Annotated in this window: 19 protein-coding genes; 10 read left to right on the top strand and 9 right to left on the bottom strand. The window is 41.9% G+C overall.

All coding sequences use genetic code 11. The features are described 5' to 3' along the window. Positions 1 to 97: 97 nt before the first annotated feature. Both AAEY93_RS00095 and ylqF read left to right on the top strand, forming a co-directional pair. Positions 98 to 937 (top strand): isopenicillin N synthase family dioxygenase, encoded by an 840-nt coding sequence (locus AAEY93_RS00095; protein WP_101030628.1) that lies wholly within the window; start codon positions 98 to 100, stop codon positions 935 to 937. Between the two features lie 130 nt (positions 938 to 1067). Then, positions 1068 to 2009, top strand: coding sequence for a ribosome biogenesis GTPase YlqF (gene ylqF / locus AAEY93_RS00090; protein WP_124013780.1), 942 nt, complete (start codon positions 1068 to 1070; stop codon positions 2007 to 2009). A 76-nt stretch (positions 2010 to 2085) separates the two neighbouring features. On the opposite strand, the gene AAEY93_RS00085 is transcribed toward ylqF, so the two are convergent. Then, complete coding sequence (locus AAEY93_RS00085; protein ID WP_124013781.1) at positions 2086 to 2571, bottom strand: low molecular weight protein-tyrosine-phosphatase; 486 nt, start codon at positions 2569 to 2571, stop codon at positions 2086 to 2088. A 148-nt stretch (positions 2572 to 2719) separates the two neighbouring features. Next, entirely contained in the window at positions 2720 to 3568 is an 849-nt protein-coding gene (locus AAEY93_RS00080; RefSeq protein WP_351074303.1) for a DNA ligase, read from the bottom strand. A 612-nt stretch (positions 3569 to 4180) separates the two neighbouring features. Between AAEY93_RS00080 and AAEY93_RS00075 the strand changes: the two genes are divergently transcribed. Continuing rightward, positions 4181 to 4552: a diacylglycerol kinase gene (locus tag AAEY93_RS00075; RefSeq protein WP_101030617.1), complete on the top strand. Its 372-nt coding sequence runs from the start codon at positions 4181 to 4183 to the stop codon at positions 4550 to 4552. 17 nt (positions 4553 to 4569) lie between these two features. Here the strand turns inward: AAEY93_RS00075 and AAEY93_RS00070 are convergent, their stop codons facing one another. Beyond that, positions 4570 to 5424, bottom strand: coding sequence for a LysR family transcriptional regulator (locus AAEY93_RS00070; RefSeq protein WP_124013783.1), 855 nt, complete (start codon positions 5422 to 5424; stop codon positions 4570 to 4572). A 108-nt stretch (positions 5425 to 5532) separates the two neighbouring features. Here AAEY93_RS00070 and AAEY93_RS00065 point away from each other — a divergent pair, with 108 nt between their 5' ends. The 3 genes from AAEY93_RS00065 to AAEY93_RS00055 all read left to right on the top strand — a co-directional run bounded on the left by AAEY93_RS00065 (position 5533) and on the right by AAEY93_RS00055 (position 8491). Continuing rightward, the gene (locus tag AAEY93_RS00065; protein WP_124013784.1) at positions 5533 to 5967 is read left to right on the top strand and encodes a MaoP family protein; all 435 of its coding nucleotides are present in this window, start codon (positions 5533 to 5535) and stop codon (positions 5965 to 5967) included. Between the two features lie 438 nt (positions 5968 to 6405). After that, a complete protein-coding gene (locus tag AAEY93_RS00060) occupies positions 6406 to 7311 on the top strand; it encodes a hypothetical protein (protein ID WP_124013785.1) in 906 nt (301 codons plus the stop codon). A gap of 154 nt (positions 7312 to 7465) precedes the next feature. Continuing rightward, positions 7466 to 8491, top strand: a complete 1026-nt coding sequence (locus tag AAEY93_RS00055) for a GGDEF domain-containing protein (protein WP_351074299.1) — start codon at positions 7466 to 7468, stop codon at positions 8489 to 8491. A 233-nt stretch (positions 8492 to 8724) separates the two neighbouring features. Here AAEY93_RS00055 and bioD read toward each other — a convergent pair whose 3' ends face one another. Genes bioD through bioB form a run of 4 tightly spaced genes read right to left on the bottom strand, consistent with a single transcriptional unit; the run spans position 8725 to position 12472 of the window. Beyond that, positions 8725 to 9429, bottom strand: a complete 705-nt coding sequence (gene bioD, locus AAEY93_RS00050; RefSeq protein ID WP_351074492.1) for a dethiobiotin synthase — start codon at positions 9427 to 9429, stop codon at positions 8725 to 8727. A gap of 7 nt (positions 9430 to 9436) precedes the next feature. After that, positions 9437 to 10195: a methyltransferase domain-containing protein gene (locus AAEY93_RS00045; protein WP_124013788.1), complete on the bottom strand. Its 759-nt coding sequence runs from the start codon at positions 10193 to 10195 to the stop codon at positions 9437 to 9439. A 21-nt stretch (positions 10196 to 10216) separates the two neighbouring features. Beyond that, positions 10217 to 11413 carry an aminotransferase class I/II-fold pyridoxal phosphate-dependent enzyme gene (locus AAEY93_RS00040; protein ID WP_233768504.1) on the bottom strand — a complete coding sequence of 399 codons (1197 nt, stop codon included), beginning with the start codon at positions 11411 to 11413 and terminating at the stop codon, positions 10217 to 10219. Positions 11414 to 11419: 6 nt separating this feature from the next. Further along, complete coding sequence (gene bioB, locus AAEY93_RS00035; RefSeq protein WP_124013789.1) at positions 11420 to 12472, bottom strand: biotin synthase BioB; 1053 nt, start codon at positions 12470 to 12472, stop codon at positions 11420 to 11422. A 114-nt stretch (positions 12473 to 12586) separates the two neighbouring features. Between bioB and bioA the strand changes: the two genes are divergently transcribed. Next, the gene (bioA, locus tag AAEY93_RS00030; protein WP_351074296.1) at positions 12587 to 13921 is read left to right on the top strand and encodes an adenosylmethionine--8-amino-7-oxononanoate transaminase; all 1335 of its coding nucleotides are present in this window, start codon (positions 12587 to 12589) and stop codon (positions 13919 to 13921) included. A 600-nt stretch (positions 13922 to 14521) separates the two neighbouring features. On the opposite strand, the gene AAEY93_RS00025 is transcribed toward bioA, so the two are convergent. After that, positions 14522 to 17944: a hybrid sensor histidine kinase/response regulator gene (locus tag AAEY93_RS00025; RefSeq protein ID WP_124013791.1), complete on the bottom strand. Its 3423-nt coding sequence runs from the start codon at positions 17942 to 17944 to the stop codon at positions 14522 to 14524. Positions 17945 to 18200: 256 nt separating this feature from the next. On the opposite strand from AAEY93_RS00025, the gene acs reads away from it, so the two are divergent. The 3 genes from acs (at position 18201) to AAEY93_RS00010 (ending at position 22513) form a co-directional block, all read left to right on the top strand. Then, a complete protein-coding gene (gene acs / locus AAEY93_RS00020; RefSeq protein WP_124013792.1) occupies positions 18201 to 20153 on the top strand; it encodes an acetate--CoA ligase in 1953 nt (650 codons plus the stop codon). Between the two features lie 286 nt (positions 20154 to 20439). Continuing rightward, the gene (gene radD, locus AAEY93_RS00015; RefSeq protein WP_124013793.1) at positions 20440 to 22173 is read left to right on the top strand and encodes a DNA repair helicase RadD; all 1734 of its coding nucleotides are present in this window, start codon (positions 20440 to 20442) and stop codon (positions 22171 to 22173) included. A gap of 79 nt (positions 22174 to 22252) precedes the next feature. Continuing rightward, a complete protein-coding gene (locus tag AAEY93_RS00010; RefSeq protein WP_101030581.1) occupies positions 22253 to 22513 on the top strand; it encodes a GrxA family glutaredoxin in 261 nt (86 codons plus the stop codon). Positions 22514 to 22582: 69 nt separating this feature from the next. Here AAEY93_RS00010 and AAEY93_RS00005 read toward each other — a convergent pair whose 3' ends face one another. Further along, positions 22583 to 23734 (bottom strand): DcaP family trimeric outer membrane transporter, encoded by a 1152-nt coding sequence (locus AAEY93_RS00005; RefSeq protein WP_351074292.1) that lies wholly within the window; start codon positions 23732 to 23734, stop codon positions 22583 to 22585. Between the last annotated feature and the right edge of the window lie 392 nt (positions 23735 to 24126).

Here is a 24126-nt window from a genome sequence, read left to right as displayed (position 1 = left end):
GTTCAATCAAATAATATGATGACACGCAAATAATTGCGACAAAGTGTGACTAAGGTTACCATTAGCGGTGGGTCAACACACTAATAAGAAATACAAAATGAAACTAAATACAATTGATTACCTAGCACCTGATAGTGCTGAGCGTTTTGTTGAATCGCTTCAACAAACAGGCTTTGGTGTATTATCTAACCACCCTATTCAAAAGCAACTTGTCGAAGATATTTATCAAGAATGGTACAACTTTTTTCAGTCTGAACAAAAACATGACTTTTTGTTTACACCAGAAACACACGATGGATTCTTTCCCGCATCGATTTCTGAAACCGCCAAAGGCAACAACGTAAAAGATATCAAAGAATATTATCATGTCTATCCTAGGGGACGTATTCCTGAGTCGTTAAAAGCAAATATTCTTGCCTACTACGAACACGCAAATACATTAGCAACTGAACTACTGAGTTGGATTGAACAATATACCCCAGCTGAAGTCGCCGCTAAATATAGCATTCCATTGCCCGACATGATCGCAAAGAGCCAACAAACATTGTTGCGTATTCTGCATTATCCTCCGATGAAAGGAGATGAGGAAATGGGCGCAATTAGAGCGGCTGCACATGAAGACATAAATTTGATCACTCTGTTGCCAGCTGCCAATGAACCAGGCTTACAAGTTCTCACCAAAGAAGGTGAATGGATAGATGTACCTAGTGATTTTGGTAGTATTATCATTAATATCGGTGACATGCTCCAAGAAGCATCTGGCGGCTATTTTCCATCAACATCCCATAGAGTGATAAACCCTGAAGGGACTGACAAAACTAAATCGCGGATCTCATTACCGCTGTTTTTGCACCCCAATCCAGAAGTGGTGTTATCAGACCGTTATACTGCTGACAGCTATTTAAAGGAAAGATTACGGGAATTAGGCCTTATTTAAGCATTAAGACTTCATTTTACGACGATACTAAGCGCCTTCCGGCGCTTTTTTTATGTATTTAATCGGCTAACGAGGTAGAATATCACTTTTGTATATATTGTATTTATTTTCCGATTTATAAGGCAACATCATGGCAATTCAGTGGTATCCAGGACACATGCACAAAGCACGTAAAGAGATCGAGGAGGCAATGCCTCAAGTGGATCTCGTTATTGAAGTGCTCGATGCACGTATTCCCTACAGCAGTGAAAACCCAATGGTGTCACAACTACGTGGTGATAGACCCTGTATTAAATTACTCAATAAGTCTGATTTAGCGGATCCTGAGGTCACGGCTCAGTGGATTGAATACTTAGAACGTGAACAAGGCGTTCAGGCATCAGCAATCACAACGTTACAACCCGCTATGGTAAGAAGCATTCCAGATCTTTGCCGTAAGCTGGTGCCACACCGTGACATCATGGAAAAAGACATCCGCACCATGATCATGGGCATACCTAACGTCGGTAAATCAACGATTATTAATACCTTAGCGGGTCGCACTATAGCCAAAACAGGTAATGAACCTGCAGTCACAAGACGTCAGCAACGTATTAACTTGCGTAACGGAATCGTACTGTCGGATACTCCGGGCATTTTATGGCCAAAAGTGGACAATGAAGCCAGTAGCTATCGCCTTGCTGTCACTGGTGCAATTAAAGATACCGCAATGGAATACGAAGATGTGGCCATGTTTGCTGCAGGCTATTTCCTTAAAGCCTATCCTGACGAAATTTGCGAACGTTATAAGCTTCAATCGCTACCAGCCAGCGATATCGAATTACTTGAAGCTATCAGTCGTTCTCGCGGAGCACTTCGCCCTGGCGCACGAGTTGATTACCATAAAGTATCTGAACTATTACTACATGAATACCGCTCAGGGAAAATCGGCCTATTAAGCCTTGAAACCCCAGCGATGGCTGAAGTAGAAAAAGAGGAAGTTGCACGTAAATTAGCGGAGAAAGAACTCATTAAACAGCAGAAAATAGAACAAGAGAAACTTAAACGCTCCGGTAAACGTTATAACGATTAAGCACAATAAATGGACTAGGTCGTCAACTGAATGTCGACCTCGTCATTGAAGAGAACGTTGCTGACGCAATAATATTTCAACGTGAAGCTAGCTTTATCGCCAATGCCATTAAACTGGCTTCTAGCAAATCGATAACCATCTCAAACCCTCTTTCACCACCATAATATGGATCCGGTACTTCTTCGACTAACGAATCACCAAAGCTTAACATCAACTGTAATTTATAACGCAAATGGGCAGGACATCGTTCGGTCAAATCAGCTAGATTAACAAAATCTGCTGCTAGAATTAAATCAAATCGTTCAAAGTCGGTGTCTATCACCTGTCGTGCTTTCATTCCCGAAAAATCAAGTCCGCGCTTATTACCAGCAATAATACTGCGCCGGTCAGGAGAATGACCTTGATGATAGGCAATAGTACCAGCAGAATCGATTTCCAGCTGAAGTGGGTAGTGTTTTATTTGCTGCCTAAATACCGCCTCTGCCGTCGGTGAACGGCAAATATTGCCCATACATACAAAGAGGACGGAGTTTACATTTAAAAGATCTTTATCATCCATCATTTATAACCGCCATTATCTCCAGTTTCAATTCATCACTGACTCTGGGGCCTATACCTTAAGCGCATTTTTCATCACTTAGCCTTGTTCATTTGAGCTTTACATTAACTCGCGGCTCAACATGTCACAGTGGTTGAATGAATATGACATGTTATTGTGACGGCTTTTCTCGTAAAAAGGAGGCAAATCTTGGCGTCCCTTTTTGAGTAAACCCTAGATACTGATAAGTAATTATCGACCCCACCAAGGGTGGATTTTCTCGTTGTTTATCGCTTAGACCACTGCCAACATTAAACACCAATCCCGCGGGCGTTTTTACCACCAGAGCGCCCAGCTTACCTCGATACTTACCTTTTCCTTGAGTATGGCCAATCACCACAGCTTCAGCATCATACTTGGGCTTTAGTTTAATAATATACTCACTGCGCCCCACTACATAATGAGCTTGCTGATAATGTAACATTAACCCTTCCCCACCAGCATTAACAACGCCATCTAGTATCGTAAACAGTGCTTCGGTTGAAGCCACAGTTTCCTGCTTAATAACCTGTAGATGAGTGGAAGCGGTTTGTTCTACCATCATTTTCATCGCAGAATAACGTTCACTAAAGGGCCCTGGATGCTGTGGTAAGTCAAACATCATAAACCTTACCTCCTGCCATTCTTGATCGGGTACTTGTTGACGTCGAACCAACGCAGAAATCTGCTCGAAACGATTTCGACCTAACCATAGTTCACCGTCAATGGCCACATGAGGAAAGCCAAGAGTAAACGACGCAGGTAAAGCCACTTTTCTGCCGCTACGAGTCAGCATGTTACTACCATCCCAATAGCCTCGAACGCCATCTAGTTTTTCACTCACTAAATACTCAGCCACCACTGTGTCTTGTTGATATTGAGTTGCTAACTGAATGGGCGGTGTGGATAAAACTTCACTGTTTGTAGGTAAACAATACAGTGCAACAATCAGCGAAAATAAAAGAGTGGGTATCCTACGCATATGCAATCCTTGCTTTTAATTAAATCCATATAATGTTTATTTCGCTTTCGTTGAAAAATTATGTTGATCCTCGATAAGTTGTACTTATTGGCCACAAAGCGCTTTCCAAGTCATACCAATAAAAACCTTTTAATACATAATCGTACCTTTGATAAAACCACAAATTCGTACTTATCGAGATCCTATCGTTGTTAAATTGAATATATTAAAGCCTAGTACAAACAGCAGAATTATCCAATCAATGCTACAGCCTACTCTGATACCCATTGACCCGTGATGAGGCCATCATGAACTTACTAAAATAGGTGTTTTCTTTTCCCTGCGACACATCATTAAGGTTAAATCAACCTCAACTCAGGCTAAGACGTGGGGTTGGTAAGCTAAGCGCAAACTCTTTCACCTAATTCATATCAAACTTGTCATTTGCTTTACTAACAAAACGGATTGACGCGATAATAGTGTACCTATTGCAAGTCAATGCAACGCAGATACCAGGACAAAGAGCTGTTTGATAACCTTTTATTATTCCGAACTGAGATTAAATTACTACTGGAAGCATATGAACGGAATGTTACAATCTACGCAAATAAAACCCAAAAGATAATTAACAAAATGAAACCAGAGAATAATCACGGTCTAAAACGCGTTTTTCGGGCTACGGGATTTTCAATGAAAGGTCTGATGTCCGCGTGGAAAAATGAAGCGGCATTTAGGCAAGAAACCGTGCTTGCTTGCATAATGTTACCCATTGTACTGTTGATCAACATCAGCACACCTGAGCGTATTTTGCTTATCATGACCGTGTTAATTGTATTGATTGTCGAATTGTTGAACTCAGCTATTGAAGCCGTTGTTGATCGTATTGGTGATGAGATCCACCCTCTCAGTGGTCAGGCAAAAGACATCGCTTCTGCAGCAGTATTTATCAGTTTAGTATTGTGCGCGCTCACCTGGAGCATCATTATTTGGCCATTACTGTTTTAATAACAGCCAAGCAAAGATTAATCAGCGCATTTATCAGTTTTCAAAATTGAAATGGCTTGTTCAATATAAGAAATTCTTTCATTTTTGGCCCAATAAGCCGCATACACATGTCGATAGATACATGGTGCATCATCCACGTTATATAAGGTGCCATTGTCTAAAAAAGGTCGAATGAGAGCTTCAGGTAAAAAAGCGCACCCACCATTATTGAGAATAAAATCCAATGCCATACGGGCAGAACTTGTATGCAATACCGGTAACGGCAACATAGTAAAATCTTGAGCATGAGTAATATTAAACGCGGTACCCCAGTCTACTTTTATATAAGGTAAAGAAGGTGTTTGATCAAGCGTGATCCCCTGTTGTTTGGACACTAAATACAATTTGATTTGAGCAAGCTTAACTAATGTGACCCCATCAAGCTTTGGCGGATCGAAAGTAATCGCAATGTCTAAGGTGCGCTCAATAAGTTGGCGAGTCATTACCAATGCCGGCAAGACATCAGTTCTTAAGGCCACGCCTTCCAAGCGTAAATGTAATGGTTGTAACAAACCTTGTAAAAACGCATCCCAAATATTATCCCCAGCAGACAAAGCCAACTGGGCACTGTGCTGCTGATTTAAAATAATATCTTGTTTTGCTCTTTCCCAAGCATTAAGCACCGCTTCAGCATGGCCAAGCATTCTTTCGCCTGCGGGGGTTGGCTGAATATTGTTACGCAAACGTTCAAATAGCGCTATCCCCAAAATATTTTCTAGCTGTTTTATCCTAAAACTGACAGCGCTTCGGGTTAGGTAAAGATTTTCAGCCGCTTTACCAAAATGCCGAGTGCGAGACACTTCTAAGAAGGTTTTTAATAAATCTGTATCCATAAAAATTGTTTACCATTAGGGACAAAATATTTTGATTTAAAAAATGATAATACTAGCCAATACTCCAGTTGCAAATCTTTATATCTCATAATCTAGAAGGTATTAGCCATGTCTGAGCAATCATTTATCAATGCTAAACAGGGTATTGATGCTAACACCAATGGTCACAGCAACAGTTTCCAATCGACTAAACGTTTCTATGATGATGCAAATTTTCCAAAAGGATTTAAGCGTTGTGGTGATTTTACCAGCAAGGAGGCTGACTTGCTTGAACAACATGGTCAAGCAATGAAAAATTTAGTCGATGGATCACAATTACCTCGTAATGTCGACGAAGACCAATTTATTAGCGTTATACAAGGTACTTTACCCGCAACAACACCAATGGAGTTATTGTGGTCTAAGTATTGTCGTCTAGCAAAAGGGAAACCGTTTTATGCGGTTTTAGGGACTATTAACACGCCAGCCAGCGCTAAAGTTGAAATTGAAGTTGAATTTGACGATGTTGAAGAGGATGTTTCTGACACCGATGAGCCAGAATAAATCCTATTTTAACGGTTAAAGCAACCTCTCACAGTTTTAACATTTGCGCTACAATAGCCAAAAAGTAGAGTCAATATATTGCTCTACTTTTTTTGTTTTGTCACATAATTGTCACTCACCGCAGTTAACGTCAATGCTCTGGCGCCCTCGCTACATCTCACTCTGTCGCCGAAACGATTATTTTATGCCTTTAAGATCAAACTACGTCCGAAAACATGATTTAGCGCAATAATCTTATACAAATACTTCACATTTAGTAACAAAGTGCTAGTATACCCACTGAAGAATTTGTCCCATTTATTTAACTTAATGTTTATAACTCTGTATTTGATGCCCTGATTTTAGTTATCGGCGCAGATTAGATTAAGTCATAAATTCGACAGCAGCATTATATGAGACGTATATCCTGTGATATAGAAAAATAAATGCGGAGTTTCAATGATAAGATCTTTTTTTTGTATAGTGTTATTGATATTCGGTACTCGTGCCGCTTTGGCAGAGACGGATCTATCAACTGATAGCTCAACTGACAATTATACCCTCGATATCGGTATATTCTATGCTAATTCTGATTCAAACTTCATCGCAACAAGCCCTAAAACAGGCGGGACATTCCCAATTGATTTTGAAGATGAACTTCTACTAGCTGAAGAACAATATTTACCCTACTTTGAATTTACTTTCTCTTTCAACCAACGTCATAGCATTTATATTGATTGGAAATCGTTGGATCGCAAAGCAGACACAGAAACAGTATCGCAAGATTTTATCCTTGAAGATATTGACGGCAAAGATTACCTCATTGAAACTGGCTCGAAACTGAGTACCGAACTCAATATTGATATTCTACGCATTGGTTATGGTTATGACATCTGGCAAGGTACTCATTACGCAGTTGGGGTGTCAGTCGGTTTACATGCCATGTTTATCGAAACAGCCTTTAAAGGCACTATCGGTATTTGCGTCCCAGATTCAAGCTTAAGCAGTTTATGCACCAATGCGGTAGCCACGCCAGAAGTTGTAGACGAAACGCTCACGGCGCCATTACCAGACATTGGTGTTTACGGCTCTTACGAGTTTTATCCTGGCTGGACATTTGATGCACACGCACAGTATTTTGCCCTCAAATATGATGATGTCGATGGATCATTAGTCGATGTCCGTTTAGGTGTTGAAGCTAAATTTTGTGATAACTGGTCAATAAAACTGGCTTACAACTATTATGATGTCGATGTCACTATCAAAAAGACACGTAATGTCGGTAATATTGAACAACGTACTTTTGATTACAATATTAATTACAGCTTTACCGGCCCAATGTTTGCGGTCTCTTACGTGTTTTAATATCACTCGAGTCCCCCCAAAAGCATCTTAGGATGCTTTTTTTGTGACATCTCTCGTGATAATGCCATAGTACAAACCACGTTATTCTTGTTATATTCAACTCAATTGTAGATTTTTTCAAAGTCTTTTCTTAGCCCGGTTCATGAGGCACTTAATGTCGAACACTCTACTGCAAACCGCTGCAGCCAATTTGAAAAAAGCAGTTCCGTTAATGTTAAAATATAGAATACCCACCACGCCGACAAACTACGCGCTTTGGTATGCTTACGTGGGCGAACAGAACCCGTTACTCAACCAAGAGTTAGATATTGCGGTCAAACAGAATCAAACCTGTTCACCAGTAACCAGTGAATTATTATATCGTAAGCATGTGGCGGACCCGGTTGAGCTCAATGTACGTGAAATGCGTAAAAATCTTGATGCGATGGTATGTGAATTATCTCAGTCACTCAAAGACACTAATTCAGACACCGAAACCTTTCAAACCCAAATTGATAAAGATTTTAAAAAATTAAGCAACCTTGAAAACCAAGGCTTCTCGCTTGAACAAGTTATCGGCATTGTCAGAAATATCGTTAAAGAGTCTTCCAGCATCCGTTCTAGTACCGTGAGTTTTACTGAACAACTACAAAAAGCCCAGTCTGAAATAGATACGCTCAAAACACGTTTAGCAGAATCAGAAAAAGACATGCTATTTGATGCCTTAACCAATGTATTAAATCGCCGCGCATTTAACGATGATATTGAAGCGCAAATTAGTTCAGATCCTGCAGGTACCTGCTTGATTTTGATTGATATTGATCACTTTAAAATATTCAACGATAATTTTGGTCATCAACTCGGCGATTTAGTCCTGAAAACGGTTGCGAAACGGACCCAAGAAGCGTGCCGCGACGGAATTAAATTGTACCGCTTTGGTGGTGAAGAGTTTGCCATCATTGTGCCAAGCAGTCAGTTTAGAGTCGCCAGACAACTTGCCGAAGCCATTCGCAGAGCGCTCGAGAAGCTCAGTGTCAAAGACCGACGCAATGACAAAGTCATCGATTCAATAACCGCCTCTTTTGGCGTGGCTGAATGGAAACCAAAACAAAATGTATCTCAATTGATTGAAGCGACAGATACGTTACTTTACGAAGCAAAACGCTTAGGTCGTAACCGCGTGATGCCAATCGCAAACTAACACAACCTCAACTCGGGTTAATAGATGAATTGAGTACGTTACAATCCAAATATTAACCCTGTAACAGATTCTGTGTAACGACCTATTTCATATCAAACTTGCCATTTGTTTTGCTAACAAGGCATCTTCACGTGTGGATAGCCGTCAATAGTAGGCCAATGGTAGGTCGGTACAAGTTTGATCGCGGAACAAAGGACTGTTTGATAACCGTTTATTATCCAGAATTGAGGTTACTATGGTAATTTAAGATAATGCGCCGCATTTTCGGCTGTGGGATCGGTTAAGTAAGGCACATAGCCCAAAAATGGACCGCGCATCATTTGTTGTAAGCTGTCGAGATTGTCGTCAATAAAAGCCATATCAGCATCGATTTGATTCGCCACCCATCCTGCTATCGTTAACCCATCTGCTAGCACAGCTTCTTGAGTTAATAACGCATGGTTTAAACAACCTAGTTTCATCCCTACGACTAAAATAATTTCGACGGCTGATGTGGCCTCTGAATTTGGAGTCAATCTCGCTTGTAGCAGCTTGGCTTGCAGTAACGTGATCGTGTCAGACAAATACTCGCCATTGCCCAAGGGTAAACGCCAGCCACCAGCACCTTCAATTAATACAAAATCAGCGCTTTGCATCGCTGGGTGATACATAGTCTCTAGCACACTTTGTGCACTTAATGTTTGTTTAGCTTGCTTGGCAGCAATGTGCGGTGCAATAGCCGGTTCAAAGCAAATAGGATTAACCACTTGATAGGAAAAATCCATATTCGATTGTGCAATTAACATCATCGCATCTGGGTTACGCAAGCCATTTTCAGTGTGTTCACATCCTGATGCTATAGGTTTAAAACCACATTTATTGCCTTGGGCTTTAGATAACAATGCCGCTGAAATTAGCGTTTTACCACTGTCGGTGTCGGTGCCTGTCACAAAATACAGCATAGCTTCAGCCTCGTTTCGCGTGAATATACGCAATTTGATAAGTTAATGGTAACCCTTTATTGGTGCGTAGGGTTTCTGCTAACGCCACCCGTTGCTGCCATTGTTGCTTGGTGAGTGCGAGACGTTCTTTGCCAGTACTTTGTTGGTCAAATGACGCCCCAACACCTTTTATTGAATATAGTAAGCTGCGTAAATCATCAAAATAAATGCTGATACTATTAACGTGAATATTAACGCTATACCAGTCATTCGTGGTGGTTTGAGATGAGATAAATGCCGCCTTAAGCACTGATATGGAATCAAATTGGTTTACTCTAAAACCTAAGTGCTTTAGCTCAGCCAAGCTGCCATCAACAACCACACTAAGATGACATTCGCCGCCGGGTCGTAATACTCGATGAAACTCAGAAAACGCATTGGGTAATGTTTGGCACCACTGCAAGGCTAAATTGGAATAGATGCTGTCAATGGATCCGCTTTGTAAACCCAATGCTTGTGCGTCACTGCAAAGGGGTAAATAATCGGGGTGTTGTTGCACAAGTTGAGCAAGCATGCCATGAGCAATATCAACGGCGACAACCTGTTTTACCTCATTAAAAGCTTTAAAACATGTACCAGGGCCGGCTCCAACATCAAGCAAGGTGCCAAATAAATGCGCTTGTTGTAACAATTGCTGAGCACTCATGCGCTGCAACACATCATGTTGCTTGTAATGAGATGCGGCTATTGAAAACTTTTTTGCAACCGGATTATCTAACGTCATGGAGTTTCTCAAAGATACGATTTATTTAGTCACTGATGGTGGTGCTAATACTGCTTGCCGCGAGGTATTATCATCATGTTGATCAATAAGCTGAGCCACTGCGCTCACGAGCGCACGAATATCACTGGCTTGATGCAGTACATTTAAGGTAATCCGCAAACGCGCCTGATCTTTGGGCACCGTTGGTGAGCGGATCGCACCAACCAAAAAACCGTGTTGTGTTAACTGTTGAGCAATTGTCATCACGCGATGATTATCACCGATCATAATCGGCTGAATAGCCGTGGTCGAAGACGTTATGGCTAATTGTTGCTTCTGTGCAAGATCTCTGAAAAGCGCGATGTTAGCCGTTAATTGTGCCAATAACTGTGGGTGATCTTGTTGCCAATTTATGGCGGTTAATGCCAGATGAGCATTAGCCGGAGACAACGCAGTTGAATAAATATATTCACGAGAAGTCGCGACCAAATAATCAATCACATCTTGTGAGGCTAAAATGGCCGCGCCTTGACACCCTAGCGCTTTACCAAAGGTGACCACTTGAATATCGACCTTATCGGCATTAACAAACGAGCTTGGTAATACCCCAAAACCATGAGCATCATCGACAATCAACCAAGAGTTATGTTGTTGACATAAGGATGAAAGTTCAGCAATGGGGGCGATGTCTCCATCCATACTAAACACACTTTCGGTAACAACAGCGCTATGAGGGTTACGTGCAATAATGCGCGCTGCACTACTAATATCATTATGTAGAAAACGCCGAATATTACTGCCACTGTCTTTTAAGCCATCGATGACTGAGGCATGAACCAACTTGTCGGCAATAACCGTATCGTCGGCACTAAACAGGGTTTTCATTAACGCGCTGTTGGCGCTAAAACCTGAGCTAAATAGCATACAAGCTTGATGGCCAGTAATCTCACATAGGCGCTGCTCGAGTGCCAAATGGGCTTGGCCATAACCACTCACAAGAGGTGATGCCCGACTGCCGACACCAAACTCTTGTGCTCCAGCATAAAGTGCTTGGGCTAAAGCGGGTTCATGGGCTAAGCCTAAATAATCATTATGGCTAAAATCAATTGTCGCATGTGGCTTGGTTGCCGACACATGTCGTTGGCGTAAAAGGCCCGCGGCCTGCTGCTCAGCCAGCTTATCACTTATCCGCTGGGTTAATGGATGTTGTCCCATGCCAGTTTGGCCTATTAACGTCATATTAGATCACAACGCCGCTGCATCAAAAAACTGCTTGGTCGACTTATCTTGTTTAGCACTGGCTTTGGCTAATAAGGCACTGTCGGTTTCGATGTTGGCTTGTGGGCCTTGTTCGGGATGTAACCCTAAACGACGAAATAAACTCATGTCATCATTTTCTTCAGGATTAGACGTCGTCAACAACTTGCAACCGTAGAAAATTGAATTAGCACCGGCAAAGAAACACATTGATTGCAGTTCATCACTCATGCTTTCACGACCTGCAGACAAGCGCACCCGCGACTTAGGCATAAGAATACGGGCCACTGCAATTGTGCGGACAAACACAAGTGGGTCAAGATCATCAATATTTTCAAACGGCGTTCCAGCCACTTTAACTAACATGTTAATAGGCACTGAATCTGGATGTTGTTCTAAATTAGCCAGTTGTTGTAGTAAACCTGCACGGTCAGTGGCGTCTTCGCCCATGCCAACAATCCCGCCCGAACAAACTTTCATCCCTGATGCTCGCACATTTGTCAGCGTATCTAAGCGGCTTTGATAAGTGCGAGTGGTGATAACTTCGCCATAATATTCTGGTGAAGTATCCAGGTTATGGTTGTAATAATCTAAACCGGCATCGGCTAATTTGCTGGCTTGTTCTGGCGACAACATGCCTAATGTCATGCAAGTTTCCATGCCTAAGGCACGGACATCTTGTACCATTTGAGTTAAATATGGCATGTCTTTGTCTCGCGGGTTACGCCAAGCGGCGCCCATGCAAAAGCGTGATGCACCAGCAGCTTTAGCGCTTTTAGCCTCAGTTAATACTTTTTCAATTTCAAGTAAACGTTCTTTTTCAAGGCCAGTATCGTAACGCGCGCTTTGTGGACAATATTTACAGTCCTCAGGGCATGCACCAGTTTTAATCGATAAAAGACGACTGATCTGCACTTCGTTAGGGTCAAACATCTCTCGATGAATGCTGTGTGCTTTAAATAATAAATCATTCATAGGCAACGCAAACAATGCTTCAATTTGTGCTTTTTTCCAATCCTGACGAACTTCAGCTAACGACATGGAGCATTCCTTTATTTTTATTTTATGTTGGCTAGGATACCCTGAGCCCGTAAACTGTCAACGCAGTAGCCACTTCACGCTTTACTAGCGGTTAAAAAACGAGCACATATAACTATGGCACTTTCCGACGTAAACAGCACTATCGATTACGCTTTCGATGCACAACATATTTGGCACCCTTACACCTCTATGACCCAGTCTTTACCTGTATATGGGGTGGTTTCAGCTCAAGGTTGTGAGCTGATTTTAGACAATGGCAAAGTGCTCATTGATGGCACAAGTTCGTGGTGGTCATGTGTGCACGGGTATAGTCATCCGACCATTGTCGCTGCAATGCAACAACAGCTTTCACAGCTTAGTCATGTGATGTTTGGCGGAATAACCCACCAACCCGCCATTGAAGCATCAAAACGTTTAGTGCAGATGACCAGCGCAAATTTAACCAAAGTATTCTTAGCCGATTCAGGCTCAATTGCGGTAGAAGTCGCATTAAAAATGGCACTGCAATATTGGCAAGGTCGAAACCAACCACAAAAACAACAGATCATGGCCGTGAAAAACGGTTATCACGGTGATACCTTTGCCGCAATGAGCGTATGCGATCCAGACGGTGGCATGCACACCATGTTTGGCAATAATGTGACTAAACAAGTATTTATCCCTGCGCCAACGTCTAAGTTTAATGAACCGCTTAATCAAACGGATTCACTCGCTTTAGATGCTGCATTTGCTCAACATCACCATGATATTGCCGCCGTGATTATCGAACCCATCATGCAAGGCGCTGGCGAAATGCGTTTTTACTCCCCGGCTTATCTAACTAAACTTCGTCAACTGTGCGATCAATACCATGTACTACTGATCTTAGATGAAATTGCCACCGGATTTGGACGCACAGGCAAACTGTTTGCTTATGAGCATGCCAATATTGAGGCGGATATCATGTGTGTGGGTAAAGCCTTAACCGGCGGCTATATCAGCCTTGCTGCCACCCTGTGCAGTGACGAAGTTGCCAATGGTATTAGTGACTCACCTGCGGGTGTGTTTATGCACGGCCCCACATTTATGGGTAATCCATTAGCGTGCGCCGCGGCAACAGCCAGTTTAGATTTACTGCTTCAAGGTGACTGGCAACAACAAGTTAACGCCATTGAAACCCAACTCAAGCAAGAACTCGCAAGTGCGATTGATTTACCTCAAGTGAACGATGTCCGTGTGCTCGGTGCTGTTGGCATTATTGAAATGATCAATACGGTCAATACAGCCCAATTACAGCAAGCCTTTGTTGAGCTGGGCGTCTGGGTAAGACCGTTTAATAAATATATTTATCTGATGCCGCCCTACACCATCAATGCAGCGCAATTAAGCAAGCTGACTTCGGCGATGATCACCGTCGTAAAAGGCATTGATGCTACGCCAGTAACCGCTCAATTTATTAGTCACGGTTAATCACATTCAGCTAAATTATTTTTGTCAATGAGACACGTTTGTATCAGAGAAGGAGTTAACCTCAACTCGGGATAATCGGAGGGATAAGAGATGGGATGAATCGATAAAAATGGCGTTGTGTTAAGTATGCAATATCAAACTTGCCATTTTTTGCTAACGATCTGTTTGATAACTGTTTACTATCCCACCTTGGGTGAGTTACGCCCCACTTAGCGAAAAATCCAATCGTGCCAATAAAGGGCTTTTTAATGACGTTGTCGCGCAAAACATGCACCCGTTCTCCACTAGCTAATTCATCTTTTACTTGCAACTGCGACACTAATCAATATCCGCACCCTATTTGACCATGTTGACAAAAACGTCAGATATGGACACTCGGCATGTAACAGATATAGGCTGCTTTAGGCCAAAAGACTGTATCTAAAGTGAGTCTGCATCTTGTCTGTGTAGTCAAATGATTACTGGGTGCACACTGTAATGTTTCGCGTTACTGCCAGCCGAAAAATAACGTTCAAAAAAGTATAGCTACACGCTATTACCTTGTACCATCATCATAGCAAGCCTAAACGATACGCCTAAATAATTGAATAATTCTAATGTTTACTTTTTAACTAGACTAGAAATTAACGCCCGCAATGCGGCTGGTTTAACCATTTTCGCCATATAGTGATAACCGCGTCTTTCGACATCATCAACCAAATCTTTGTTGGTATTAGCGGTAATCAAGATCCCGGGTAAATGCTCACCATATCGGCTGCGGATGCCATTCATCGCATCAATACCATTTTGGTCATCATCTAAGTGATAATCAGCTAACATGATGTCTGGAGCAACGCCTTTAAGGCCTAATTTAATCCGTGCATCGGCAAGATCTTTGGCACAAATAACTTCACATTGCCAACGGCTTAATAACGACTCTAGCCCCGCGAGAATCGCCTCTTCATTGTCGATACATAAGACTTTAATTCCCGCTAAAGGCTGCAATAATGTCGGTAAAGGCTTACTGCTTATTTGACTTATCGTTTTGCCTATTGGCACGGAAATCGAGAATATCGAACCATGACCTAAGGTCGAACTCACATGAATTTGATGATCAAGTACCTTGCTAATCCGATCGGCAATCGCTAATCCTAATCCCAAGCCACTGACATTACGGCTACTGGGATGATTTAGACGTTTAAACTCTTTAAAAATTTCTTGTATATCAAACTCATTAATCCCACAGCCAGTATCTAACACTTGGATCTCGATAAAGTCACCTCGATGACGGCAACCGAATAAGACTTTACCGCCACGAGCATAACGGTAAGCATTGGTTAAAAAATTCTGCAAAACACGCCGTAATAATGATGGATCTGAGTTTACGGTCGCCGTAGAGGGCACCATCGAAAAAGAGATCTGACTGTCACTTGCCATCGCATCAAATTCAACCGACAAACCGTTAATCACCTCCGCAATGGCAAAATCGCGGCGATTAACTTCCACCATGCCCGAGTCGAGCTTAGAGATATCTAATAAATCGGTCAATAACTCGCCAGCTATTTTCAACGAACTATTCACATGGGTTAATGTCGTGCGGGCTTCGAGATCCAGATTAGGATATTGTGATAATGAGGCGGTAAATAATCTAGCCGCATTTAATGGCTGCATTAAGTCGTGGCCCACAGCTGCTAAAAAGCGTGTTTTAGACGCGTTAGCCAGCTCTTCCTGTGCTTTGGCTTCAAGTAATTCGCTGTTTGACATCGCCAGCTCATAGGTTCGCTCTTGCACGCGGCTTTCTAATGTTTCATTGGCTTCCAGCAAGGCTTTTTCTTGTAAACGATATTGAGTAATATCAGTAAAAGTCATCACAAAACCGCCGTCAGGCATAGGGTTACCTTGAATTTTAATCACCTTACCATCTTGGCGTTCACGCTCTGAAGTGTGAGGGGTGCCATTACGCATATGCTGTACTCGCACTGCGACTTGATCTTCAATATCTCCCGTACCACAAAAACCGCGCGAAGCATTAAACCGCACAATGTCAGCAATAGGCATACCTTGTTGTAAAAATCCTTCTGGATACTGATATAATTCTATATAGCGATAATTCCACGCAACTAAATTAAGATCTTTATCAACCACACTCATGCCTTCGTAAGCGTGTTCAATAGCGCCTCGCAACATATCCTGACTTAAAATAATTTTCGACGATGCTTCATCAACTAAACTAAAGACTTCATCAAGGCCCAAATCTCGGCCTTGCAGCACAGAATCCATCACTAATGAAGCACTTGATGCGCCCAAAACACCCGACAACATGTGTTCGGTGTGGGCGATTAATTCTTCAGGGGCCGTTTTGTACCAACTATCACTTTTAACCGCATCAGCCGAAAAACGGCTAAAGCTCTCATAAGCACGAGTGGGACTCACAAACCGGCTGGCCAAAATTAATAAATCTTGTTGCGAAATAGGCCCTTGACGTTTTTTAGAATCTTGCTTTGATGACCAAGGCTTTACAAAATTACTCGCTTGAATACGCTCTGCAACGCCGGCTCTAAACCAAATAGAACCCAGTACATAACAAAAGATATTCGCTAACAAGGCGATCAACGTATCACTAACATTTGGGGTTATCGAATTAAGTAAACCAAACTCGCCACCAATCAAACGAGCTTCACCGGCACCTTGAAGTAAAATAAAACACCACAGACTAAAGCCCACAGCAAGACCAAGATAGACGCCGGATCGATTACCATGCTTCCAATATAAACCGCCAACTAATGCAGGCGCTAATTGAGAAAAAGCGCCAAATGACATCATCCCCAAATGTGAAAGTGAATCTCTGTCGGTAAACAGTAAATAACTCAAATAACCAAAACCTAGAATCACTACTATGGATAAACGGCGTACATTTAACAATAATTGAGAAAACTGACTAAAGTTCTTTTCTCTAATTTGCCCAGTTCGCAGTAAAAATGGCACCAGCCATTCATTACTGACCATCACGCTGATGGTAACCACTGCCACAATGACCATTCCGGTTGCCGCAGACAAGCTGCCTAACAATGCAACAACGGCTAAGATCGGTTGGTCGAGCACCAGAGGTAAGTTGATGACATAGGTATCTGCTGACACAGTATCACCCAATATCACTTTGCCAGCTAACGCCAATGGCGCAACAAATAGACCAAACAAAGCCAAATAAATCGGAAAAATCCAACGGGCTTTTTTCAGCACATGTTCGCCACCACACTCAACCACCATCACATGGAACTGTCTTGGCATACACATAAATGCCGCCATACCGACAAAAAGCTCAGGGAGAAACGACTCTAAACGAATATGACTATTTTCAATTAATGCTTTATCAGATGCCTGTTGCCAAATATCACCAAAACCATCAAAAACACCGAAACTAATGACGACACCAACAGAGATAAATGCGGCGAGTTTAACCAATGACTCAAATGCAATCGCCACCATCATCCCAGGATTATGTTCGGTAGCATCTAATTTACGAGTACCAAATAAAATGGCAAAAATGGCTAACAACATGGTGATCAATAATGGCACCGCCACTGGACTCAGCGGGTTATCATCGGGTTGGAATAAATTAAGACTAAATACCATCGCTTTAAGCTGTAAGGCGATATATGGCATGATGCCAAATAATGCAATAAGGGTGACTAATGCAGCCAACAATTGCGACTTTCCATAACGAGCGGCAATAAAGTCGGCAACTGAAGTGATGTTTTGTGCTTTAGACACCACGACCATTTTTCGTAGCATGCCAAACCCAAGGGTGAACACCAATATTGGGCCAACAAAAATAGGTAAAAAAGACCACAAATCATTGGCAGACTGGCCTACTGTGCCTAAAAAACTCCATGAAGAGCAATACACAGCTAAACTGAGTCCATAAATCCATACTTGGACTTTTTGGTTTATTTTACTAAACCACCGCTCTGCGCCCCATGCCAAAATAAACAGTAGAGACACATAACACACCGCAATCACGGCAACGATTAAGGTTAAGTTCATGAAACGTCCGATATCACTTTATTGTTATTAAAAATCTGTTTTATTTTTATCTAAAACATCATGTATTGAACATAAAACAACCTACATAAGAGAATTGTTATAAATGATAGACTAACTCTGCAGCTTTCCTTGTTATATTAACACGTGCAACAGACTAAATATTAAGGATATTTTAAAAATAGACCAAGGTCTAATAGTGCAAACAGCCCGTTGCAGATGATACTTTAACTACGCCATTTTTAGAAAGGGAAGCCCTATGAGCTCGCAGTCTCTTTACAAAGTTCCTAGCGACATAGCGAACAACGCACTGGTTAATAACGATCAATATAAGAAAATGTACCAGGAGTCCATTGTTAATCCAGAAGGTTTCTGGAGAGAGCACGGCAAACGCATTGATTGGATTAAACCTTATACTAAAATCAAGAAAACGTCATTTGATGATCATAACCTATCCATAAATTGGTTTTATGACGGTACGCTCAATGCCTCTGCCAATTGTTTAGATCGTCACCTCGAAGAATACGGCGATAAGCTGGCCATTATTTGGGAGGGCGATGACGCCAACGAACAGCGCAAATTGACTTATGCAGAACTGCATAACGAAGTCTGTAAGTTTGCTAACGCGCTGCGCAGCCAAGGGGTAAATAAAGGCGATATCGTCACTATCTACATGCCTATGGTGCCTGAAGCTGCAGTTGCCATGCTGGCTTGCGCGCGCATTGGTGCAGTTCATTCAGTGGTATTTGGCGGCTTTTCACCAGACTCGATTGCAGCAAGGGTGATTGACGGTAAATCAAAAGTCTTGATTACCGCTGACGAAGGTGTTCGTGCTGGTCGTAAAATCCCTTTAAAACGCAGTGTTGATGAAGCGATATCAAATCCTGATGTAACTTGCGTCGAGAAGGTCATTGTATTTAAGCGAACTGGTGGTGACGTAGATTGGGTTGAAGGCCGAGATGTTTGGTGGCATTCACTCATGGAAGTCGCTTCAGAGTATTGCATACCAGCTGAAATGAATGCCGAAGACCCGCTGTTTTTGCTTTATACCTCTGGCTCTACTGGTAATCCTAAAGGTGTGCTGCATACCACTGGCGGTTATATGGTGTATGCCTCAATGACACATGAATACGTGTTTGACTATAAAGCTGACGAAGTATATTGGTGTACCGCTGATGTGGGTTGGATTACCGGCCATTCTTATATGGTATATGGTCCTTTTGCTAATGCCGCCACGGTATTAATTCATGAGGGCGTACCTAATCATCCTACACCTGCTCGATTAGGTGAAATGATCGACCGCCATAACGTCAATATTCTTTATACCGCGCCAACCTTAATTCGGGCATTAATGGCTGAAGGTAAAGAACCGTTTAACAGTTACAAAGGTGACTCATTGCGGATTATGGGCTCTGTTGGTGAACCAATAAACCCAGAAGCATGGCGTTGGTACCATGAAGTGGTTGGCCATGCAAACTGCCCAATCGTCGATACTTGGTGGCAAACTGAAACGGGTGGCATTTTAATCAGTCCACTACCAGGTGCAACAGATACAAAACCTGGCTCCGCAACGCGACCCTTTTTTGGTGTACAACCGGCACTGGTTGATAACATGGGTGATCTTGTAGAAGGGACGGGTGAAGGTAACTTAGTTATCCTAGATTCGTGGCCAGGACAAATGCGCACCGTTTTTGGTGATCACGACAGATTCGCCCTCACCTACTTCAAAACCTTTCGTGGTATGTATTTTACCGGTGATGGTGCTCGTCGTGATGAAGATGGCTACTATTGGATCACGGGCCGTGTAGATGATGTGATTAACGTTTCAGGACATCGCTTAGGCACCGCAGAAGTTGAAAGTGCGTTAGTGTCCCATGAACTCGTTGCTGAGGCTGCCGTGGTAGGTTATCCCCATGACATCAAAGGCCAAGGTATTTATGCTTATGTCACTTTGACTCGTGGTGTTGAACCGACTGAAGAATTACGTCAAGAGTTACGCCAATGGGTACGTAAAGAAATTGGTGCCCTTGCCACACCGGATCTTATCCAATGGGCCAGTGGTTTACCTAAAACGCGTTCGGGCAAAATTATGCGTCGATTCTTACGTAAAATTGCGGCTAACGAAGTAACCAACTTAGGTGATTCTTCAACATTGGCAGATCCAGCAGTCATAGATACGCTAATTGAATATCGTTTGAACAAAACGGAGTAATTGCTTCAACCATTGTCATTGATCTATCCACCCTGAGAAATCCTGACCAATTTCTCGTTTCGCCCCTCATTAGAGGGGCTTTTTTTTAAACTTAATATGAGATCCCGTCTGCGTTACTGTCTCCTAAGTAACTGATCTTCTGTTCACAATATAACACCGTTGTATGTTTATCGACTTCAGTCAAAGTCAATTCACTTTATGTAATATAGTTATATCAGCCATTGGCTATGTTAAGCTTTATAAAAACCAGATTAATACTATCGATAAATTGAAAGACTCATCCCCCATGCCCGTTAAAATCACTTTACGTGATTATCAACAACACTCCGTCGACGCTGCAATTGCTCATTTCAAGCAAAGCCAGCAATCAGCGGTGTTGGTTCTTCCCACTGGCGCGGGTAAAAGTATCGTGATTGCCGAATTAGCGCGTATTGCCAATGGCAACGTACTGGTATTAACTCACGTAAAGGAATTAGTCGCTCAAAATGCACAAAAAGTGGGCTTACTCACACAACAAGCAAATATTTACTCTGCTGGATTAAATCAAAAAAAAGCCAATGGCAAAACGGTGGTTGCCAGCGTCCAATCTGCCGCTCGGGCTTTGACAAAATTTACACAACCGTTTTCATTAGTCATTATAGATGAGTGCCACCGAGTCAGTAACGAGTCAACTAGCCAATATCAACAACTGCTCACACACCTTAAAGCACGTAATCCCGATATCAAACTACTTGGGTTAACCGCCACGCCTTATCGCCTTGGTGTAGGCTGGATTTATCGACTCCACTACCACGGGAAAGTGGGCAATACAGACACCCCCGTTTTTGATAAATGTATCTTTGAACTCCCAATGCGGCCATTAATTAACCAAGGATACCTCACCAAACCGATTATTTTCGATGGGCTGAGTGCCCAATATGACTTTAGCGCACTAGCCCCCCATGACAGCGGCGAATATCCGCAAATAGAAATAGACTCCTTGCTTCATCATCAAGGACGAGCAACCACCGCTATTATCAAACAAGTAAAACAACTTGCCGAACTCCGCAAAGGAGTGTTGATTTTTGCTGCCACAGTCAGGCATGCCAATGAAGTAATGGATCTTTTAGATAATGATGCCGCATTAATTACCGCTCAAACACCTCATGTCGAACGTGATGACATCATTGAACGCTTTAAGGCCCAACAACTCAAGTACATTGTTAACGTTGCCGTGTTAACCACAGGCTTCGATGCACCTCATGTTGACCTTATCGCCATATTACGACCTACTGCTTCAGTTAGCTTATTCCAGCAAATGATTGGCCGAGGTTTACGTTTGGCGCCGGATAAAACAGACTGCTTAATCATTGATTATGCCGCTAATGGCTATGATTTATTTTATCCAGAAGTCGGTCAAGTAAAACCCAATAGCAAATCAGTACCAGTTCAAGTGCATTGTCCTGTGTGTCAATTTGCCAATACCTTTTGGGGGATTGTTGATGGCGATGGCGATATTGTCGAACATTATGGCAGACGCTGCCAAGGATTAATCAATGATCAACAGCAGTGTGATTTTAGATTTAGATCAAAATCCTGTCCTGACTGTGGGGCTGAAAACGATATTGCAGCACGTATTTGCCACAGCTGCCAATCAACCTTGATAGATCCTGATAAACGGTTAAAGCAGGTCCTTAACGCACAGCATCATCATTTATTTAAATGTCAGCAAATGTTGTTGCACGACCACGATAGTAAGTTACTTATTCAATATATTGATATTGAAGGTAATGATTTTAAACAAACTTTTAGCTTTGAGACACCTGCGCAACGTAAAGCTTTTTATGCGGTGTTTGTTCTCAGTCATACTCGCACTCCAGGCCTGCGTCATCCTCAATATAACAAGGTAGTAGATGTATTGGCGGATCAAACTCGATTTAGAAAACCTGATTTATTATTGTTGAAGAAAAATAAACATCGCTGGGATTTAGTCGACTCATTTTTTGACTATCAAGGCAAATATAAAATCGATATGAGTTAAAACAAAATTAATTGGGTTGAATTACCATTTGAAAAATACTTATGGTATAAAATGCCCATATCATTAAACAGGAGTCACCATGTTTGTAGTTATTTTTGGCCGCCCAGCTTGTCCATTTTGCGTTCGTGCTGTGGAACTATCAGAAAAGTTAGCCGCACAAAGTGAAGATTTCAAATTTAAATATATCGATATTCATGCTGAAGGTATCACTAAAGCTGATTTATCAAAAAGTGTAGGTAAAACAGTAGAAACCGTTCCACAAATCTTTATTGATGAAAAGCCTATTGGTGGTTGCACCGAATTCGAAGCTTATATTCGTCAAAACAATCTACTCAATTAAGTTTTATTTCTTAAAAGTAACAAGGCAACCTATTTGGTTGCCTTGTTATTATTCGCTCTAATGCTAAATCTAAATGGCATATTTCGCTGAAAACAGAATGCGATTTAAGTCACCATCGAAACCGTCTTCACGCTCATTCAAAGCATACATATATTCAACCCCAAATGTCACTGGCTTTGAAGGTGAGAACAATAAGTTAACATAGCTAGAATAGGCCTCTTTGTTAACTGAGCCACCAGTAAGGGCTACATCATTATCTGCGCTAAAACCTGAGAATGTCACACTAGAACGCCATTGCTCTGACCACCAGTGACGATACGACACAAATCCACCAAAGGATTTAATCGCTTGAATTTCACCGTTTGAATCAAGTACGCCTGCATTGGCATAATTTAGCGCCATGTAACGACCTAGTCCCTCACCGTAAGTAGCCGTAAACTTAAGATCATCTTTACCAACAGGGATAACACCAGCAAAACTGACGCCATAGCCCAGCTCAGAGGTATCGTATACGGTAGTACCGACAACTTGCTCTAAATCTATTTGCCTTACAATCGCAGCAAGCGAAAGTGCAGAACCATTTGCAGTACTAAAGTTATAACGACCGACAACATCAGGTACAACCCCACTACCACTGGTAATTCGACCACCACCACCTAATGGCGTGACTGTCGTTTCGGGATTTTCAATCGAGAATTGCCAATTACCACTGGTATATCTAAGTAGTGATTGTCTAACAAACGGTGTTCCTTCAGCCGCACCAACAAAGTCTAAGTTCTCAGGTAAAGCGCCTGGATTTTGAAAAGTAGTCCACGTTTGTCCTACAGTCCAATTGTCATAACTCATAAATGCATGACGTATGCGTGGAGAATAGCTGTTAGAAACTCGTTCGTTACCATCAGTATGTGTCAAAAAATCCAGTTCAATAAAACCAGTTAGTTTATGCCCTTCAACATCGGTAACGGTTTTAAAATTAAAACGTGACTCACGAGCTTGAAAATCGACAACTTGCTTACCATTTCCAGTTGTCCCGTAAATAGTGCCTGGCACATAAAACTGACGAGACAATGAACCTGAGTCAGGCGCCCCGTTGCCATAATCACTAAACATCACATCTGCTTTAATATAACCACCAAAAGTCATTTCAGTAGCCGCCTGAGCACTCCCACTCATAGTCAATAAAGCGCCAGCAACATAAAGACTTATCTTTTGTTTTTTCATTATTATCTCCCTATTTATATTGTTCTAATCCTAATTAATATGAGCTAATTAACAAGCATGCAACATTAGCAATAAGTCTATGAGACAAAAGTAAACAAGTATTACCTTAACAATCAAAGCCCACACATTTGCATTATGCGTGTGATAAAAGCATATAAAAATGCAACAAAGAGATATAGAAAGTCAGCTGATTATGTAAAGTGTTTTATTTGAATTTAATCAGCTATTTAGGAATTAACTCAGAAGTAATAATAAATAGCGGGTAGTGAAGGAAGGGGCCGAAACTTCGACTCATGGATTATAAGCCAACTGTATCTATTGATTTAACAAAGAGGAACTGAGCTAACGACCCATCTTGGTTTTGCAATAACCGCTATTCTTACTGGAACAAA

This window comes from Shewanella sp. CAL98-MNA-CIBAN-0140, from assembly GCF_040309905.1.
Lineage (GTDB): Bacteria > Pseudomonadota > Gammaproteobacteria > Enterobacterales > Shewanellaceae > Shewanella > Shewanella psychromarinicola.
The sequence above is the reverse complement of the archived record's forward strand: the minus strand, read 5'-3'. Positions and strand labels throughout refer to the sequence as shown.

What these genes read in the sequence shown, in the direction of transcription:
- AAEY93_RS00095 (WP_101030628.1), top strand. Translation starts at nt 98, where the DNA reads ATGAAACTAAATACAATTGATTACCTAGCACCTGATAGTGCTGAGCGT.
- ylqF (WP_124013780.1), top strand. Translation starts at nt 1,068, where the DNA reads ATGGCAATTCAGTGGTATCCAGGACACATGCACAAAGCACGTAAAGAG.
- AAEY93_RS00085 (WP_124013781.1), bottom strand. Translation starts at nt 2,571, where the DNA reads ATGATGGATGATAAAGATCTTTTAAATGTAAACTCCGTCCTCTTTGTA.
- AAEY93_RS00080 (WP_351074303.1), bottom strand. Translation starts at nt 3,568, where the DNA reads ATGCGTAGGATACCCACTCTTTTATTTTCGCTGATTGTTGCACTGTAT.
- AAEY93_RS00075 (WP_101030617.1), top strand. Translation starts at nt 4,181, where the DNA reads ATGAAACCAGAGAATAATCACGGTCTAAAACGCGTTTTTCGGGCTACG.
- AAEY93_RS00070 (WP_124013783.1), bottom strand. Translation starts at nt 5,424, where the DNA reads ATGGATACAGATTTATTAAAAACCTTCTTAGAAGTGTCTCGCACTCGG.
- AAEY93_RS00065 (WP_124013784.1), top strand. Translation starts at nt 5,533, where the DNA reads ATGTCTGAGCAATCATTTATCAATGCTAAACAGGGTATTGATGCTAAC.
- AAEY93_RS00060 (WP_124013785.1), top strand. Translation starts at nt 6,406, where the DNA reads ATGATAAGATCTTTTTTTTGTATAGTGTTATTGATATTCGGTACTCGT.
- AAEY93_RS00055 (WP_351074299.1), top strand. Translation starts at nt 7,466, where the DNA reads ATGTCGAACACTCTACTGCAAACCGCTGCAGCCAATTTGAAAAAAGCA.
- AAEY93_RS00045 (WP_124013788.1), bottom strand. Translation starts at nt 10,195, where the DNA reads ATGACGTTAGATAATCCGGTTGCAAAAAAGTTTTCAATAGCCGCATCT.
- AAEY93_RS00040 (WP_233768504.1), bottom strand. Translation starts at nt 11,413, where the DNA reads ATGACGTTAATAGGCCAAACTGGCATGGGACAACATCCATTAACCCAG.
- bioB (WP_124013789.1), bottom strand. Translation starts at nt 12,472, where the DNA reads ATGTCGTTAGCTGAAGTTCGTCAGGATTGGAAAAAAGCACAAATTGAA.
- bioA (WP_351074296.1), top strand. Translation starts at nt 12,587, where the DNA reads ATGGCACTTTCCGACGTAAACAGCACTATCGATTACGCTTTCGATGCA.
- AAEY93_RS00025 (WP_124013791.1), bottom strand. Translation starts at nt 17,944, where the DNA reads ATGAACTTAACCTTAATCGTTGCCGTGATTGCGGTGTGTTATGTGTCT.
- acs (WP_124013792.1), top strand. Translation starts at nt 18,201, where the DNA reads ATGAGCTCGCAGTCTCTTTACAAAGTTCCTAGCGACATAGCGAACAAC.
- radD (WP_124013793.1), top strand. Translation starts at nt 20,440, where the DNA reads ATGCCCGTTAAAATCACTTTACGTGATTATCAACAACACTCCGTCGAC.
- AAEY93_RS00010 (WP_101030581.1), top strand. Translation starts at nt 22,253, where the DNA reads ATGTTTGTAGTTATTTTTGGCCGCCCAGCTTGTCCATTTTGCGTTCGT.
- AAEY93_RS00005 (WP_351074292.1), bottom strand. Translation starts at nt 23,734, where the DNA reads ATGAAAAAACAAAAGATAAGTCTTTATGTTGCTGGCGCTTTATTGACT.